The following is a 16,105-nucleotide window of genomic DNA, read 5'->3' on the forward strand; positions in this document are numbered from 1 at the left end:
GCAGCCCGGCGCGGCGAGAAGCAGCGCGAGCAGGCCGGCGAGCGGACGCGGCGAGACCACCGGCTAGCGCTCCGCGGTGACGATCCAGGCGGCGTAGGCCATCCGGATGCCGTCGGCCTTTGCGTTGGCTTCGAGCGCCGCGCGCATCGAGGCGAGCGCCGCGTCGCGCTGGGCATCGGTCGCCCCGCGCAGCGCGCTTCCCGCGGGGCCGATCTCGGTCGCGAACGCGAGCGCCTCGTCGACCGTGCGGCCCAGCGAGATCTCGCCGAGCAGCGCCTCGTGCGCCACGCCGCGAAAGCCCGCGCGCTCGAGGATTCCGCGCACGCGCGCCGCGTCGGCGAAGGCGAATGGCCCGGGCGCGTCCGGCGCGGCCGGCGGGGGCATCGGCACGTGCTTGGCGATCGCGGCGATCGATTCGCGCATCCACGGGTTCTGCCCCAGCGCCTGCCAGCAGGCGAACGCGAGCCGGCCGCCGGGCCGGAGCGCGCGCCGCAGGTTCGCGAACGCCGCGTCGGGCTCGGCGAAGAACATCACGCCGAAGCGCGAGAAGATCAGGTCTACACTTTCAGGTGTGAACGCGTAGGTCTGCGCGTCGGCGTTCTCGAATTCCGCGTTCGCGACCTTCTCCGCGCGCGCGCGCTCGCGCGCCAGCCCCAGCATCGGCGCCGAGATGTCCACGCCGAGCACGCTGCCCTTCGCGCCGACGCGCGCGGCGAGCTCGAGCGTGGTGCGTCCCGCGCCGCAGCCGACGTCGAGAACGCGCTCGCCGCTCGCGGGCCGCGCGCGCTCCATCGCGGCCAGGCCGATCGGCGCGAGCATGGCGTCCATTCGCGCGCTCTCGGCGACCCACTTCGGTCCCGCCTGCAGGTTCCAGTACTCGATCTGCTCCGCGTTCGGTCCCGTCGGCTGCATGCGTTCCTCCCCGGTAAGAGCCGGATTCTAGTGGGTTTTGACCCACTTGACCGAAGTACGAAAAAAGAGCGAAAATCCGCTCGTGCGCTCGGAACCGGAGACCGCGACTCCCCGAATCGACCAGCTCCGCGAGCTTCTGCTCGAGGCAGGCCTCGGCGATCGGGTTCGCGTGGGCGCTTCGTGTCCCCCAGCCGAAGCCCCGCCGGCGGTTCCGAGAACCCACCGCACGGCGATCGAAAGACCGGACAACCCCGGGGCGGAGGAGGCGTTCTCCCCGGACGCCCTCCTCCGCCCCCATTCGCGCGCGTCCGGCCCCGCGAGCGAGGGGCGGCTGATCGAGCTCGCGGGCGCGCGCTCGTCTGGCAAGACCGCGCTCGCCTATCGCATGGCGGCGGGCGCCACCTCGCGCGGCGAGCTGGTCGGCTGGGTCGACCTGCCCAACGCGCTCGACCCCCGCTTCCTCTTGCGCGCGAAGGTGCGGCTCGAGGACGTGCTCTGGCTGCGGCCCCCCGATCTGCAGGCGGCGCTGCGCGCGGCCGAGCTCCTGGTCAAGACGGGCTTCGCGCTCGTGGTGCTCGACCTCGAAGGCGCGCGGCCGCGCGAGCTCGCGCAGCTCGGCGCATCGGTCTGGACGCGGCTCCTGCGCGCGCTTCGCGAATCCCGCGCCACCGCGCTCCTGCTCGGCACGCAGCGCGCCGCGGGGTCGTTCGCGACGCTCGGCGTCTCGACCACGCGCGAGCGCGCGCTCTTCGACGCAGGCCTCTTCGAAGGGATCGCCAGCCGCCTCGAGGTGCTGCGCAACCGCTCCGGCGCGAGCGACCTCGAGCTGCGCTTCTCGGTGCATCACCGGCCCTGACGAAGGCCCGCGCGCTCCAGATCTAGACCACCGACTCCCGCACGAGCGCCGCCACGTCCGCGCGCGCGGCGCCGAGCTTCTCCTGCAGCGCCTCGTGCCCGTGCTTGCGCGCGAACTCCGCCTCGGCGCGCGTGATCGGCACGAGCCAGATGAAGCGCACGTTTCGCGAGGCGTCGGAGAGCCACTCGAGCTCGGGATCGAAGAGCGTCGGCAGCGCGACGAGCAGGTGGTCGGCGCTCGCGCCGGGCAGCCAGCCGTGGCCGATCTCGAGCGCCTGCCCGAGCGAGAGCGGGTAGCGATCGTCGGCGTGCAGGTTCGCGACCATCGCAAGCAGCTTCGTCGCGAGCTTCTCGGGCGCGCGCGTGAGCAGCACGAACTCGAGCCCGTAGCCGTCCTCCATCGGCGCGGCCGATGCCCCCGCCGAGAGATGGATCCAAAGATCCGACGCCCCGCCCGCGGCCGGCGCGACGCGCACCACCGCGAAATCGGCCAGGTTCCGCACCACCCCGCCCTCGTCCCAGCCAAGCGTCTCGAGCGCGCGCCCCGGGAACACCCGCGACGCGTGCGCGCGAACCGCATCGATCAGGGATTGCCCGCTCATCAGACCTCGGCCGTGTAGGGAGGCGCGGGATCGTACTCCATCGCGCGCTGCACCTGCCGCGCGACCGCGACGCCGTGGATCTGCCCGACCAGCCAGAGCGCCATGTCGATGCCGGCCGACACGCCCGCGGCCGTGACGAGATTCCCGTCGCGCACGTAGCGCACGTTCTCGAGCACCTCCGCGCCGCGCTCGCGAAGCGTCGCGACGAAGCCCCAGTGCGTGGTCACGCGCCGGCCCTTCGCGAAGCCCGCTTCGTGCAGGAGCAGCGAGCCCGTGCACACGCTGGTCACCCAGCGGCACCGCGCGCCGGTCTTGCGCAGCCAGTCGATCAGCGCCGCGTCCTCGACCTCGCGGCGCGTGCCGATCCCGCCCGGCACGAGCAGCACGTCGAGCGCGGGCGCGTCGGCGAACGAGTGGTCCGGGAGGACCCGCATTCCCTTCGCGGCGCGGATCGGCTCGTGAGAGCGCGCGATCGTGACCACGCGGTCCTCCGGCACGATGTGGCGAACCATCCCGAACACCTCCCACGGTCCGACGAAGTCGAGCTCCTCCGCGTCGTCGAAGATCAGAATTCCGGTCGTGATGGCCATCGTCGTTCTCCTGGTGGGTTCGTGATCGGGTCCGGGCTCAGGCCGCGGCCGAGCGGAAGCGCGCCCGGTACGCGGCCGGCGAGACGCGAACGCGGCGCAGGAACGAGCGGCGCAGGCTCTCGGCGCTGCCGAAGCCGCAGCGACGCGCCACCTCGTCCACGCCCGCGTCGGACTCCTCGAGCAGCCGCCGCGCGGCCTCGACCCGCGCTCGCTCGACCCAGCGCGCGGGCGTTTCGCCGACCTCGCGCGCGAAGACGCGCGCGAAGTTTCGCGGGCTCATCGCCGCGCGCCGGGCGAGCTCGCCTACGCCCAGCCCACCGCTCAGGTGCTCGCGTGCCCAGCTCTGCAGCGCGCGGATCGCGTCGTGCTCGGTGGCCTGGGCCTCGAGCTCGGCGCTGAACTGCGACTGCCCGCCGGGTCGCTTGAGGAAGAGCACCAGCCAGCGCGCGACCGTGAGCGCGAGCTCGCGGCCGTGGTCCTGCTCGACCAGCGCGAGCGCGAGATCCATTCCCGCGCAGACGCCCGCCGAGCTCCAGACCTTGCCGTCGCGCACGAAGATCGGATCGCTCTCGACCCGGACCTTCGGATAGAGCGACGCCAGCCGCGCGCAGCTCGCCCAGTGCGTGGTCGCGCGCCGACCGTCGAGAAGCCCCGCCTCGGCGAGCAGGAACGCCCCCGTGCACACCGACGCGACGCGTCGCGCGCCCGGCGCGCGACGGCGCAGGAACCCGATCAGCTCTCGGTCGCGCAGCGCCTGCGCGGTTCCGCTGCCGCCCGCGACCATCAGCGTGTCGATCGGTGCGCGCAGCTCGCGCAGCCCGCGGCCCGCGATCAGCTCGATTCCGGACGTGGAGAGCAGCCGGCCCGGCTCGCGCGCGGCGATCTCGATCTCGTAGCGCTTCGCGCGCCGGTCGCCGAGCTCGTCGAGCCGGCGGTTCGCGTTCGCGAACACCTCGAGCGGGCCGGTGACGTCGAGCACCTGTACCCCGGGATGGACGAGCATGACGACGCGCATCGCAGGCAGGGTGGCCGCGATCCGCTCTGGCCGCAATGACAAAGACCCCACGATTCCTGCCAGGTGCGGCAGGGTGCGCGCGGGAGGCCGCGTCTAGGGCCGGGGGCAGGCGTCGCCGAAACCGTCCTTGTCGGAATCGGCCTGGTCGGGATTGGCGAGGAAGGGGCAGACGTCGCAGCCGTCGGGATGGCCGTCCTGGTCCCGGTCGAGCTCCGAAGGCAGGCAGCCCGGAGTGCCGCAGGGCACGTCGCGCGCCCCGAATCGGCAGACACGGTACGGTGTCGACTCGAGGAACCGGGCCCAGTTCACGTAGATGGCGCTTCCGATCACGAGCTTCTCGCAGTTTCCCGAGCGCGCCGTCTGCTTCGAGCGGCAGCCCGCCGGGTTCGGGTCCTTCATGCGGATGCGCGGGTAGATCGCGCCGTCCGAGATCGCGAGCGCGTCGAGCTCGAGCCGGCACAGGTCGCGCCCGTCGATACTGCGCGTGCACGGTGCGGACGCGAGCACACGGTCGCTCGCGTCGACGAGCTCGACGACGTCGAAGCGCCGGGTCAGGCGCGGATCCCCGTTCGCGTTGCGCGGATCGTTCAGCGCCAGCAGGTGGACGTCGACCCGGCCGTCCGGCGCATCGAGCCTGGCTCCCATCGGCAGCCACGCGCTCCGCTTGCCCGCGCGCATCTCGAAGCGGAGCGCGGGCTTCCCAGAGCCCGAGTAGTAGCAGCGGCGCGCGTGCATCGCGTCGATCAGCGCCTCGCGCGTTCGCGCCCGCACCCAGCAGACCGTCGCGCCGTTGCGCAGCGACGCGGCGCTGCGCGGGCCCTTCGCGTCGTGACTGTCGGAGCCGAAGGCCGGGAACACGCGGTATCCCAGGCGCAGCGCGCGCTGGTAGCTCGGCTCCCACTCCGGGTCGCGCTTGCCGGAGCTGACCTCGACGCCCTGCACGAACGCGTCCGAGAAGCCGCCGGGAGCGTTGCGCGGGTGCAGAGGCCGCAGGTCCATCGCGTCGGCCGCGCCGGGGTGCGCCTGGATCAGTACGCCCTGCGGCAGGCTCGAGGTCGCGAGCCAGCGGTAGAGCCGGAACTCGTCGGCGCAGTACTCGTCGCCGCGGAGCCGCCCGTCCTCCGCGCAGAGCCCGAGCGTCTCGGCGGGCAGGATCACGATCTTGTGTCCGCCCTCGCGAGGTCCGACACCCTTCGGTGTGAACGCGTAGTTGGTGAACTCGCGGCCCGTGAGCGCGAGGAATCCGCCCGGCCCCTCCACGGTCCTGGACGTCGCGAGCCGCGAGAGCGCGAGCGCCTCGTTCGCGCGGGGGTCCAGCACCGCTCCCTCCGCGGCCATCGCGTCGGGGAAGCCCGCGGGCGTGACGTTCATCGACCACCAGCGGTACTTCTCGCTCGCCGTCTCCAGGCAGACGTTCGCGATCGCTCCGGGATGGTTCGTGTCGTGGTGCGAGAGGCTGCCCCACTCGTAGCCGGCCTCGCGCAGCGCGTCGTAGGCGTCGGCGCTCGAGCCGTTCTCGTGCAGGCCGCCCGGGAACCCGGGCACCGGCGGCTCGCGCTGGAGTCGCTCGATCATCCAGAGCGTTGCCGCGTGCTGGTGGCTGTCGCCGGCGGCGAGACTCATTCCCGCGTACGCATCCGGCAGCTCGCCGGCGCGTGCGGCCGCGGCGATCGCGAGCAGGAGCTGCAGCGCGAGCGTGCCCGCGCGCAAGCTCAATCCACGAGCCCCAGCCGCTCCAGCGCGGCCGACAGCCGCGCGGCGGTCGCGGCGAGTCGTGCCGGATCGCCCGGCACGCGCGTGTGGAGCTGCAGCGGCTCTCCGCGGGTCCGCGGCATCAGGTGCATGTGGTAGTGGAAGACCGTCTGTCCCGCGGCCTCGCCGTTCAGCTGGAAGACCATCAGCCCGTCGGGCGCGAGCTCCGCGCGAATCGCCGCGGCGACGCGAAGGGACGCCCGCGCGACCGCACCGAGCGTGGGCTCATCGACCTCGTAGAGGTTCTCGAAGTGGTCCTTCGTGACCACCAGCGCGTGCCCGTCGGTGACCGGGAAGATGTCCATGAAGACGATCGTGTGCGCGTCCTCGTAGACGCGGTGCGCACCGGCCTCGCCGCGCACGATCTTGCAGAAGATGCAGCCCGCGCTCCTCGGCATCCGGTCGCGCTCCGGGCTCAATCGAGCGGATCGAGCGGCGGAGCGTCCTTCGTCGGCGAGAGCGTGAAGCGCGGCTTGCGCTTCTCTAGGAAGCTCGTCACGCCCTCCTTCGCGTCCGCCATCCGCCCCAGCGCCCAGAGAGCCTTGCCCTCGCGCCGCGCGACACGCGCCGGCGGCGGGCCGCCCAGATGCTCCCAGATCATCTGCTTGGTGAGTGCGACCGAGACGGGCGCCGTGTTCTCGGCGATCTCGCGCGCGATCTCGAGCGCGCGCGGCAGCACGCGCTCCGCCGGAACCGCCTCGTTCACGAGCCCGAGCCGAGCGGCCTCCTCGCCGAGCACGATCCGCCCCGAGAGCAGCAGGTCGGCCGCCCGCGCGATGCCGACCAGCCGCGGCAGGATCCAGGTGCTCGAGAGCTCCGTCACCACGCCGCGGCGCACGAAGAGGAAGCCGAGCTTCGCGTCGCTCGCGGCGATCCGGATGTCGTACTGCAGCGGCAGCGTGATGCCGACGCCGACGGCCGCGCCGTTGATCGCCGCGATGATCGGCTTGCGCACCTCCCAGGGCTGGATCGTCCGCGCCGGAGCCGCGCCGCCGCGCTCCCCGCCGTCGGCGAACGTGTCGCCGCCGCGCTCCAGGTCCGCACCCGCGCAGAACGCGCGGCCGGCGCCGGTCACGACTACCACCCGCACCGCGTCGTCCTCGTCGCAGCGGAGCAGGTGCTCGTTCAGCTCCGCGCCCATCTGCGCGGTCCAGGCGTTCATGCGCGCGGGCCGGTCGAGGGTGATCTGCGCGATGCCATTCTCGACGTCGATTCGTGTATGCCGCTCGCCGCTCATCCCTGTCTCCTCACCAGCCGGCCAGCACGGCCGCGCGCTCCCGGTGCACGACCGGCGTGCCGAGGAACGCGCGGTCGAAGAGCGCGCGCTTGAAGTAGATCTGCACGTCGGACTCCCAGGTGAAGCCGATCCCGCCGTGCGCCTCGACCGCGTCGCGCGCGACCTGCGTGTAGACCTGTGTCAGGTGCGCCTTCGCGAGCGCCGCGCTGCGCTCGGACTCCTCGGGAATCCGGTCGAACGCGTGCGCCGCGTACCAGTACAGCGCGCGCGCCGGCTCGACCTCGACGGCCATCGAGGCGAGCTGGTGCTTCAGCGCCTGGAAGCTTCCGATCGTGACGCCGAACTGCTGGCGCGTCTTGGCGTACTCGACCGAGAGGTCGAGCAGCGTGGCGGCGCCGCCGAAGGCATCGGCCGCGAGCATCACGAGCGCCGCGTCGCGAACGCGCCCGGCCGCCGCGGGGCCGCCCGGCAGCACGTCACAGGGCGTGCCGGAAAGACGCAAGCTCGAGATCCGGCGCGTGCGGTCGATTCCGCGCAGCGGCTCGAGCGAGAGCCCGCGCGCACCGCGCTCGCAGAGCGCGAGGCCGCCGCCGCGCGTGCCGACCACGAACAGGTCCGCGTGCTCGCCGAACGGCACGTGCGCCTTGCTGCCGTCGATCGTCGCGCCAGAGTTCATCGTCCACTCGTCCGGCTGCCAGCGTCCGTCGCCCTCGGCGAACGCCACGGTTCCCAGCAGATCGCCAGCGGCGAGCTTCGGCAGCCAGGTCTTCTTCTGCGCGTCGCTTCCCGCGTACAGGATCGCGAGCCCCGCGAGCGAATGGCCCAGGAACGGGCCGGGAACCGCGCCCGCGCCGAGCACCTCGGCGACCAGCGCGAGGTCGAGCAGCTCGAGCCCCGCGCCGCCGTACTCCTCGGGCACGGCGATCGCGCCGAGCCCGAGCTCCAGCAGCCCCTGCCACAGCTCGGTGTCATGTCCGTCGGGGCCGTCGAAGATCGCGCGCCGCCGCGTCGGCGGGCACTGGTCGGCGGCGAACTGGCCGACGGTCGCCTGGAGCATCTCCTGCTCTTCGGAGAGATCGAAGTTCATCGGACTAGCTCCTCTGCGCCGCCGCGTCGCGCGGCAGGCCGAGGCCGCGCTCGCCGATCACGTTGCGCTGGATGTTGGCGGTCCCGCCCGCGACGGCGGAGCCGAGCGACCAGAGGAACTGGCCGACCCACTGGCCGTTCTCGCGCGGCGCGCCGAGCCTGCGCTCGGTCGGCTCGAGCAGGCCGTCGTCGCCGATCAGGTCGAGCGCGATCTTCGCCATCTCCTGGCCGAGGTTCGTCGACATCAGCTTGTTCATCAGTCCGACGCGGCCGGGATCCTGCGCCTTCGCCGCCTTGGTGAGCTGCCGGTAGCCGGAGTACTGGTGCGAGCGCACGTAGCCCTCGAGCTGGACGATGCGCTGGCGGATCCCGGGGTCGTCGAGCGCGGGCCGGCCGTCGCGCAGCGACCGCTTCGCGAGCGAGACGAGCCCCTGGAACATGGTCACGGTCGTGGCCGCGTCGCCGATCATGTTGCGCTCGTGCTTCAGCGTGGTGCGCGAGACGATCCAGCCCTCGCCGCGCTTTCCGACGATCCAGTCCAGCGGCGTGCGCGCGTCGCTGAAGAAGACCTCGTTGAAGTCGGAGGCCCCGGTCATCTGGCGCAGCGGCCGCACTTCGATGCCGGGCTGCTTCATCGCGAGCAGCAAGTAGGAGATGCCCGCGTGCTTGGGCGCGTCGCGCTCGGTGCGACAGAGACAGAACATGTAGTCGGCCACGTGCGCGCCGCTGGTCCAGATCTTCTGGCCGTTGATCACCCACTCGTTTCCGACGATCTCGGCGCGGGTCTGCAGCGACGCGAGATCACTGCCCGAGCCCGGCTCGCTGTAGCCCTGGCACCAGACGATCTCGCCGCGCATCGTCGGGCCGATGAACTTCTCCTTCTGCCACTCGGCGCCCTTCTCCAGCAGCGTCGGCACGAGCATGCTCGGCCCGATTCCCGCCAGATCGCCCGGCGCGCGCGCGCGGAAGAACTCCTCGCGGATGATCTGCGCCTTCAGGACGTCCGGCGCCTGCTGCGAGCCGCCGTACCGCTTGGGAATCGAACGCGCGAGGTAGCCGGCCTCGATCGCGCGGCCGCGAAACAGCGCCGCCTTCTGCTCGGAGGGGAGCTCCGCCTCCGCGCCCTTCAGCGGCCAGCTCCCCGCCAGGAAACCCGCGACCTCGGCGCGGAACGCCTCGTACTCCGCGCTGTAGGAGAGATCCATCTCGACACCTCGTGCTCTGTGACTGCGAGGCGCAGTCTATCACGGTGTCGGGGCGCGAACGGGGCGGAGCTCCGGCAGCTCGAGCAGCTCGCGAACGCGCTCGATGCGCGTGTCGCAGTCGATGCGCAGCCCGACGAAGCGCACGCCCGCGCCGAGCGCCGCCTCGCGGTCGTAGCGCGAATCACCGACGACGATGGCCTCGCGGCTCGAAACGCCCAGCCTGCGGCACGCCTCGTGAACCATGTCGGGCGCGGGCTTGGCGCGCGGAACGTCGGTTCCGCCTACGACGGCGTCGAGCGCGAGCCCGGCCGCGCGCAGGATCTCGATCGCGAGCGGCGAGGGCGTGTTCGTGATCAGCGCCTGTCCGAATCCGCGCCGCCGCAGCTCCTCCGTGACGGCGAAGGCGTCCGGGTCCACGCGCAGGTGCCGAGCGTGCTCCATGAAGTGCGCGTGGTAGTGCGCCTCGGTCTCGGCGACGGTCTTGTGCGGGAAGAACCGCTCGACGTCGGCCGCGATTCCCTGCCCCCAGCCGGCGCGCATGACCTCGCGCGAGATCGGGATCCCGCCGAACTCCCCCGAGGTCTGGTTCAACAGGTGAAACCAGACCTCGTAGCTGTCGATCAGGACGCCATCGAGATCCCAGAGGACGGCGCGGATCATGCCGGGCCGGGGCTGCCGTCCCCGTCCCCCAGGTAGGCCGCGCGCACGCGCGGGTCGCTTGCGAGCTCGCGGGCGCTGCCCTCGAGTGCGAGCGCTCCGGTCTCGAGCACGTAGGCGCGGTGCGCCACGCGGAGCGCCTGGTGCGCGTTCTGCTCCACGAGCACCACCGTCGTGCCCTGCGCGTTGATCTCGCGCACGATCGAGAAGATCTGCTTCACGAGCAGCGGCGCGAGCCCGAGCGAAGGCTCGTCGAGCAGCAGCACCTTCGGCTCCGCCATCAGCGCGCGTCCGATCGCGAGCATCTGCTGCTCGCCTCCCGAGAGCGTGCCACCGGCCTGTGTCAGCCGCTCGCGCAGGCGCGGAAACAGCGCGAAGACCCGCTCCAGACCCTCGGCCTCGCCACCGCGGCGCGGCCACGCGCCCATGCGCAGGTTTTCGAGCACCGACAGGTTCGCGAAGATGCGCCGGCCCTCGGGCACGTGCGAGCAGCCGAGCGAAACGATCGCTTCCGGCCGGTGGCCGGTCACGTCGACGCCTTCGAGCAGGACGCGGCCGGCGCTGGGCCGGACCAGCCCGGAGACCGCGCGAAGCAGCGTGGACTTTCCGGCGCCGTTCGAGCCGATCAGCGTGACGATCTCGCCGGCCGCGACCGAGAACGAGACGCCGCGCAGCGCGTGGATCGCGCCGTAGCGCACGTCGAGCGACTCGACCGCGAGCAGCGCCGCGCTCACGCCTCGTCCTCCCCGTCGCGGCCGAGGTAGGCTTCGATCACCAGCGGGTCGCGGCGCACCGCCTCGGGCGCGCCGTCGGCGATCTTCTCGCCGTGATCGAGCACCGCCACGCGGTCGGAGAGATTCATCACGAACGAGACGTCGTGGTCGATCAGCACGATCGTGAGCCCCCGCTTCGCGCCCAGACGCCGGACCAGCTCGCGCAGCGCCTGCTTCTCGGCCGGGTTCATTCCCGCGGCCGGCTCGTCGAGCAGCAGCAGCTTCGGGCGCGTCGCGAGCGCGCGAGCGATCTCGAGCCGCCGCTGCTCGCCGTACGGCAGCGAGTCGGCGCGCGCGTCCGCGAACGCCCCGAGCGCGAGCTCGTCGAGAAGTCCGCGCGCCTCGGCCTCGGCCGCCCGCTCGCTCGCGCTCCAGCTCCCGAGGCGCAGCACGTCGCTCACCCCGCGGCGGCGGGAGCCCTGCAACGCAGCGCGCACGTTGTCGAGCGCCGACAAGCTGCGGAACAAGCGGATGTTCTGGAACGTGCGCGCGATGCCGAGCGCCGAGATCCGGTGCGGCGCGGCCCCGCCGATCTCGCGGCCTTCGAAGCGCACGCTCCCGTCGCTCGGGGCGTACAGACCCGTGATCACGTTGAACGCCGTGGTTTTTCCGGCGCCGTTGGGTCCGATCAGCGCGACGAGCGACCCCTCGTCGACGTGCAGGTCCAGCCGCGAGACAGCGGTGAGTCCGCCGAAGCGAACGCTGAGTCCGCGGATCTCGAGCAGACTCACCTCGAACCTCGCGTGAGGAGCGAGATCGGCCAGAGCTCGCGCTGCCCGAGCAGGCCCTGCGGGCGCGAGAGCATCATCGCGATCAGAAGCAGCGAGTACAGGACCATGCGCCAGTCGCCCAGTCCGCGCAGAAGCTCCGGCGCGGCCGTGAGCGTCGCCGCAGCCAGGATCGCGCCCGAGATCGAGCCGAGGCCGCCGAGCACCACGAAGACCACCAGCTCGAACGAGCGCACGAAGCCGAAGCTGTTGGTGTGGATGTAGCCCTCGCTGTGCGCGAAGAGCGCGCCGGCCACGCCGGCGAAGAAGCTCGCGACCAGGAACGCCTCGACCTTCACGCGCGTGGTGGCGATCCCGATCGACTCGGCCGCCGTCTCGTCCTCGCGCACCGCCCGGAACGCGAGCCCCCCACCCGAGTAGACCAGCCGCGCGATCGCGAGCACCGTGAGCGCCGCGACCGCGAACACGCCGCCCAGCCCCTCGAAGCGCAGGTCGACGGCCGGATGCGCGGACGACGCGAGCGAGAAGCCGCGCGCTCCCCCGACGGCGTCGATGTTCAGGATCGCGATGCGGATGATCTCGCCCGCGCCGAGCGTCGCGATCGCGAGGTAGTCGCCGCGAAGCCGGAGCGCGGGCACCGCGACGAAGATTCCGACGACGGCCGCCGCGAGCCCGCCGAAGACGAGCGCCAGCGGAAAGTACGCGACCCGCGCGACGGAGATCGGAACGAAAGTTGCCGCGAGCTCCAGCCCCTCCGCGCCCGCGAAGACCGAGAGCGCGGCCGAGGCGTACGCGCCGATCGCCATGAAGCCGGCGTGCCCGATCGAGAACTGGCCGGTGAATCCGTTCACGAGCTGCAGCGAGACCGCGGCGATCACCGCGATTCCGATCCGCGAGAGGATCGTGACGAAGTACGGGTTCAGCAGCCGCGGCGCGATCTGGTCGATCAGGACCAGAGCTCCGAGCGCCGCGACTGCGCCGGCCAGCGAGCGAACGCGCACGCCTAGACCTTCTCGGTCTGCGGCGCGCCGAACAGGCCGGTCGGCCGGTAGAGCAGGATCAGGACCAGGATCACGAACGCGATCGCGTCGCGGTACGTGCTCGAGAGATAGCCGGTCACGAGTGTCTCGATGACTCCGAGCAGGATCCCGCCGAGCATCGCCCCGGGAATGCTTCCGATCCCGCCCAGCACCGCCGCGACGAACGCCTTCAGTCCGGGCATCAGCCCCATCAGCGGATCGATCTTCGGGTTCGAAAGCCCGACCAGGATTCCCGCGGCCGCCGCCAGACACGAGCCGAGCACGAACGTGCCCAGGATCACGCGGTCCACCGGCACGCCCATCAGCGCGGCGGCGGGCGCGTCGTACGAGACCGCGCGCATCGCGCGTCCGAAGCGCGTTCGCCGCACCACGTACTGCAGGCCGCCCATCAGCAGGATCGCCGTCACGAGCACGACGATCTGGATGTTCGAGACCGCGATCCCGCCGATCCGCAGCGCGGCTTCCGAGCGGATCAGCGGCGGGAAGAACTTCGGATCCGCGCCGAAGACCAGCTGCCCCGCGTTCTGCAGCAGCAGCGACACGCCGATCGCGGTGATCAGCGGCGCCAGCCGCCCGGCGCCGCGCAGCGGCCGGTACGCGATCCGCTCGATCAGCGCGCCGAGCAGTCCGCAGGCGACCATCGAGGCGAGCAGCACGATCAGCAGCGCCCCGATCGACGGCGCGTCCGCCACGCCGAGGAAACCCGCGGCGTAGTAGCCGACCATCGCGCCGACCATGTAGACCTCGCCGTGGGCGAAGTTGATCAGCTTCAGCACGCCGTACACCATCGTGTAGCCGAGCGCGATCAGGGCGTAGATCGAGCCCCATTGGATCCCGTTCAGCAGCTGCTCGAGCAGGTTCTCCACGGGACCCGACGGCCGTCAGTCGGCCGACACCGTCTTGTGATAGCGGAACTTTCCGCCCTCGATCTCGAGCACCACGGCGTCCTTGCGCGCGTTGCGCTTCTCGTCCATCGAGATCCTGCCGGTCACGCCGTCGAAGCCGGACGTCGAGGCGATCGCGTCGCGGAGCTTCGCGCCGTCGGTCCCGCCCGCGCGGCCGAGCGCGTCCGCCAGGATCCCGGCCGCGTCGTAGCCCAGCGCCGCCATCGCGTCGGGCGTTGCGCCATTCTTCGCCGCGAACTTGCGCACGAATTCCTGCACGCGCGGGTTGTCCGAGTCCGCGGCGTAGTGGGTCGAGAAGTAGTAGCCGTCGACGGCAGCGCCGCCGATCTCGACGGTCTTCTCGGAATCCCAGCCGTCGCCGCCGAGAAGCGGCACGTTCAGGCCCTTCTCGCGCGCCTGGCGCGCGATCAGACCGACTTCGGTGTAGTAGCCCGGCACGAAGACCGCGTCGGGATTCGCGGCGCGGATCGTGGTCAGCTGCGGCCGGAAGTCGATGTCGCCGCTGGTGTAGCGCTCGTCGGCCACGATCTCCGCGCCGAGCTCGCGCGCCTTCTGGCGGAAGAACTCGGCCAGACCCACCGAGTAGTCCTGCTTGAAGTCGAACAGGATCGCGAGCCGCCGACCGCGCAGGTCCTCGACCGCGAACCGCGCCATCACCGCGCCCTGGAACGGATCGATGAAGCAGGCCCGGAACACGTAGTCGCCGACCTCGGTCACCTTCGGGTTGGTCGAGCCGGGCGAGATCATCGGCACGCGCGCGCGCTGCGCCTCGGGCGCCGCGGCGAGCGAGCGGGACGACGCGACCTCACCGAGCAGCGCCACGACCCGGTCGCGCTGCAGGAGCTTCTGCGCCGCGGTGCGCGCCTCTTCCGTGATCGAGCGGTCGTCTTCGGTGATCAGCTCGAGGGGGCGACCGAGCACGCCGCCCGCCGCGTTGAGCTCCTCGATCGCGAGCCGCATGCCCTGGTCGGCGCTGCGCCCGAAGGTCGCGGTGTCGCCGGTCATCGACGCGACGTGGCCGACCAGGATCGCGTCGGCCGCCCGCTGCTCGCTGCCACACGCGAGCGCGAAGAGAAGAAGCGCCGTGCAGACGGAACCGGCCCGCCAAACCCCCCGCATGCTACCTCCCGAGATCCGCTTGGGGTACACGTCCCGGCAGCGCCGCGCAAGGCGGGCTTTGAGCGGGAAGCTCCACAGGGCTATCGTCGCGCGCGAATGGAATTCGAGGCCTGGCTCACGGTGGCGGTCCTGGTCGCGGCGATCGCCGCGATGGCGCGCGAGCTCGCCGGCCCCGACGTCATCCTGATGGCAGGCGTGATCACGCTCGCCGCCGCCGGCGTGCTCACTCCCGCCGAGACGTTCGCCGGCTTCGCGAACGAATCCATGCTCACGATCGGAGCGCTGCTCGTGCTCGCCGCGGCTCTGCGGGCCACCGGCGCGCTGGAGGCGAGCTTCGGGCGCATCTTCGGCCGCACGCGGAGCGAGCGCGTGGGACTGCTGCGGATGGTCTTCCCGATCGCGACCGTCTCGGCGTTCCTGAACAACACCACGATCGTCGCGATGATGACCCCGGTCGTGATCGACTGGGCGCACCGGAACCGCATGTCGCCGGGCCGCTTCCTGATCCCGCTGAGCTTCGCGACGATCCTCGGCGGTGTCACCACGATCATCGGCACCAGCACCAATCTCACGGTCGCCGGAATGATGCTGCAGTCGGGGATGAAGCCGATGGGCTTCTTCGAGCTCGCGCCGGTGGGAATTCCCGTCTGTGTCGCCGGGCTGGCCTACCTGGTCTGGGTCGCGCCCAGGCTGCTGCCCGCGCGCCGCGAGCCGACCGAGGACCTCGGCGACGCCCGTCGCGAGTACACGGTGGCGATGATCGTCGAGCTGCGCTCTCCGCTTGCCAATCGCAGCGTCGAGGACGCGGGGCTGCGGCACCTGCCCGGCCTGTTCCTGGTCGAGATCGATCGCGCCGGGCGCGTGATCACGCCGGTCGCCTCGGACGAGGTGATCTTCGAATCGGACCGGCTCGTCTTCGCGGGCGTGGTCGACACGATCGTCGACCTGTCGCGAATCCGCGGCCTGGTGCCGGCGAGCGACGACGAGCGCCCCGCCCCGTCGGATCCCGGGCGGCGGCTCTCGGAGGCGGTGGTCTCGCACTCCTCGCCGCTGGTCGGGCGCAGCATCCGCGACGCGGGCTTCCGCACCGTCTACGACGCCGCGGTGATCGCGGTGCACCGAAACGGCGAGCGCGTGGCGGGGAAGATCGGCGACATCGTGCTTCGGCCGGGCGACACGCTTCTGCTGCAGACCGCGCCCGGCTTCGCGCGCGTCCACGGCAACAGCCCCGACTTCTACCTGGTGAGCGAGATCGCGGGCACCGAGAACCCGCGCTACGACCGCGCCTGGGTCGCGCTCGGCGTGCTGGCCGCGCTGATCGCGACCGTCACGCTGGAGGTCCTGCCGATCTCGATCGCGGCGTTTCTCGCCGCGGGCGCGCTCGTCGCCACCCGCTGCATCAGCGCTGCGCAGGCGCGCCGCAGCATCGAGTGGTCGATCCTGATCTCGATCGCAGCGGCGCTGGGCATCGGCTCGGCGATGGAGAAGACGGGCGTAGCGGCCGCGATCGCAAGCCAGCTCGCGGGGATCGTCGGCGACGTCGGACCGCTCGGGGCGCTCGCGCTGGTCTACTTCGGGACGATGCTGCTGACCGAGGTGATCAGCAACAACGCGGCCGCGGCGCTGATG

The 16,105-nt window shown here is 71.9% G+C and carries 17 protein-coding genes; 2 read left to right on the plus strand and 15 right to left on the minus strand.

All coding sequences use genetic code 11. From position 1 onward, the window contains the following. Positions 1–63: 63 nt before the first annotated feature. Positions 64–912, minus strand: coding sequence for a class I SAM-dependent methyltransferase (locus FJ108_08250; GenBank protein ID MBM4335889.1), 849 nt, complete (start codon positions 910–912; stop codon positions 64–66). 37 nt (positions 913–949) lie between these two features. Between FJ108_08250 and FJ108_08255 the strand changes: the two genes are divergently transcribed. Then, positions 950–1,768 (plus strand): hypothetical protein, encoded by an 819-nt coding sequence (locus FJ108_08255; protein MBM4335890.1) that lies wholly within the window; start codon positions 950–952, stop codon positions 1,766–1,768. Positions 1,769–1,790: 22 nt separating this feature from the next. On the opposite strand, the gene FJ108_08260 is transcribed toward FJ108_08255, so the two are convergent. From FJ108_08260 to FJ108_08325, 14 genes are all read right to left on the minus strand, one after another. Next, positions 1,791–2,369, minus strand: a complete 579-nt coding sequence (locus FJ108_08260; protein MBM4335891.1) for a suppressor of fused domain protein — start codon at positions 2,367–2,369, stop codon at positions 1,791–1,793. Next, positions 2,369–2,959, minus strand: a complete 591-nt coding sequence (locus FJ108_08265) for a DJ-1/PfpI family protein (GenBank protein MBM4335892.1) — start codon at positions 2,957–2,959, stop codon at positions 2,369–2,371. The genes FJ108_08260 and FJ108_08265 overlap by 1 nt, the downstream gene beginning before the upstream one ends. A 37-nt stretch (positions 2,960–2,996) precedes the next feature. Then, positions 2,997–3,974 (minus strand): GlxA family transcriptional regulator, encoded by a 978-nt coding sequence (locus FJ108_08270; protein ID MBM4335893.1) that lies wholly within the window; start codon positions 3,972–3,974, stop codon positions 2,997–2,999. Positions 3,975–4,067: 93 nt separating this feature from the next. After that, positions 4,068–4,373, minus strand: coding sequence for a hypothetical protein (locus tag FJ108_08275; GenBank protein ID MBM4335894.1), 306 nt, complete (start codon positions 4,371–4,373; stop codon positions 4,068–4,070). A gap of 1,313 nt (positions 4,374–5,686) precedes the next feature. Next, positions 5,687–6,124, minus strand: a complete 438-nt coding sequence (locus FJ108_08280) for an HIT family protein (GenBank protein MBM4335895.1) — start codon at positions 6,122–6,124, stop codon at positions 5,687–5,689. A 17-nt stretch (positions 6,125–6,141) separates the two neighbouring features. Next, on the minus strand, positions 6,142–6,963 hold the full coding sequence (locus FJ108_08285; protein MBM4335896.1) for a hypothetical protein: 822 nt from the start codon (positions 6,961–6,963) through the stop codon (positions 6,142–6,144). 10 nt (positions 6,964–6,973) lie between these two features. After that, positions 6,974–8,050: an acyl-CoA dehydrogenase gene (locus FJ108_08290; protein ID MBM4335897.1), complete on the minus strand. Its 1,077-nt coding sequence runs from the start codon at positions 8,048–8,050 to the stop codon at positions 6,974–6,976. Positions 8,051–8,054: 4 nt separating this feature from the next. After that, positions 8,055–9,254, minus strand: coding sequence for an acyl-CoA dehydrogenase (locus FJ108_08295; GenBank protein ID MBM4335898.1), 1,200 nt, complete (start codon positions 9,252–9,254; stop codon positions 8,055–8,057). 39 nt (positions 9,255–9,293) lie between these two features. Then, positions 9,294–9,914: an HAD-IA family hydrolase gene (locus tag FJ108_08300; GenBank protein ID MBM4335899.1), complete on the minus strand. Its 621-nt coding sequence runs from the start codon at positions 9,912–9,914 to the stop codon at positions 9,294–9,296. Further along, positions 9,911–10,633, minus strand: a complete 723-nt coding sequence (locus FJ108_08305; protein ID MBM4335900.1) for an ABC transporter ATP-binding protein — start codon at positions 10,631–10,633, stop codon at positions 9,911–9,913. Before FJ108_08305 ends, FJ108_08300 begins: the two co-directional genes overlap by 4 nt. An 8-nt stretch (positions 10,634–10,641) precedes the next feature. Beyond that, entirely contained in the window at positions 10,642–11,415 is a 774-nt protein-coding gene (locus tag FJ108_08310; protein MBM4335901.1) for an ABC transporter ATP-binding protein, read from the minus strand. Continuing rightward, complete coding sequence (locus tag FJ108_08315; protein ID MBM4335902.1) at positions 11,412–12,413, minus strand: branched-chain amino acid ABC transporter permease; 1,002 nt, start codon at positions 12,411–12,413, stop codon at positions 11,412–11,414. The genes FJ108_08310 and FJ108_08315 overlap by 4 nt, the downstream gene beginning before the upstream one ends. A 2-nt stretch (positions 12,414–12,415) precedes the next feature. Continuing rightward, positions 12,416–13,318 (minus strand): branched-chain amino acid ABC transporter permease, encoded by a 903-nt coding sequence (locus tag FJ108_08320; protein ID MBM4335903.1) that lies wholly within the window; start codon positions 13,316–13,318, stop codon positions 12,416–12,418. Positions 13,319–13,333: 15 nt separating this feature from the next. Then, positions 13,334–14,476: an ABC transporter substrate-binding protein gene (locus FJ108_08325; GenBank protein MBM4335904.1), complete on the minus strand. Its 1,143-nt coding sequence runs from the start codon at positions 14,474–14,476 to the stop codon at positions 13,334–13,336. 96 nt (positions 14,477–14,572) lie between these two features. Here FJ108_08325 and FJ108_08330 point away from each other — a divergent pair. Then, positions 14,573–16,105, plus strand: a 1,533-nt coding sequence (locus tag FJ108_08330) for an SLC13 family permease (GenBank protein ID MBM4335905.1), incomplete at its 3' end; no start/stop codon positions are given.

The organism is Deltaproteobacteria bacterium (genome assembly GCA_016875225.1).
Taxonomy (GTDB): Bacteria; Myxococcota_A; UBA9160; order SZUA-336; family SZUA-336; genus VGRW01.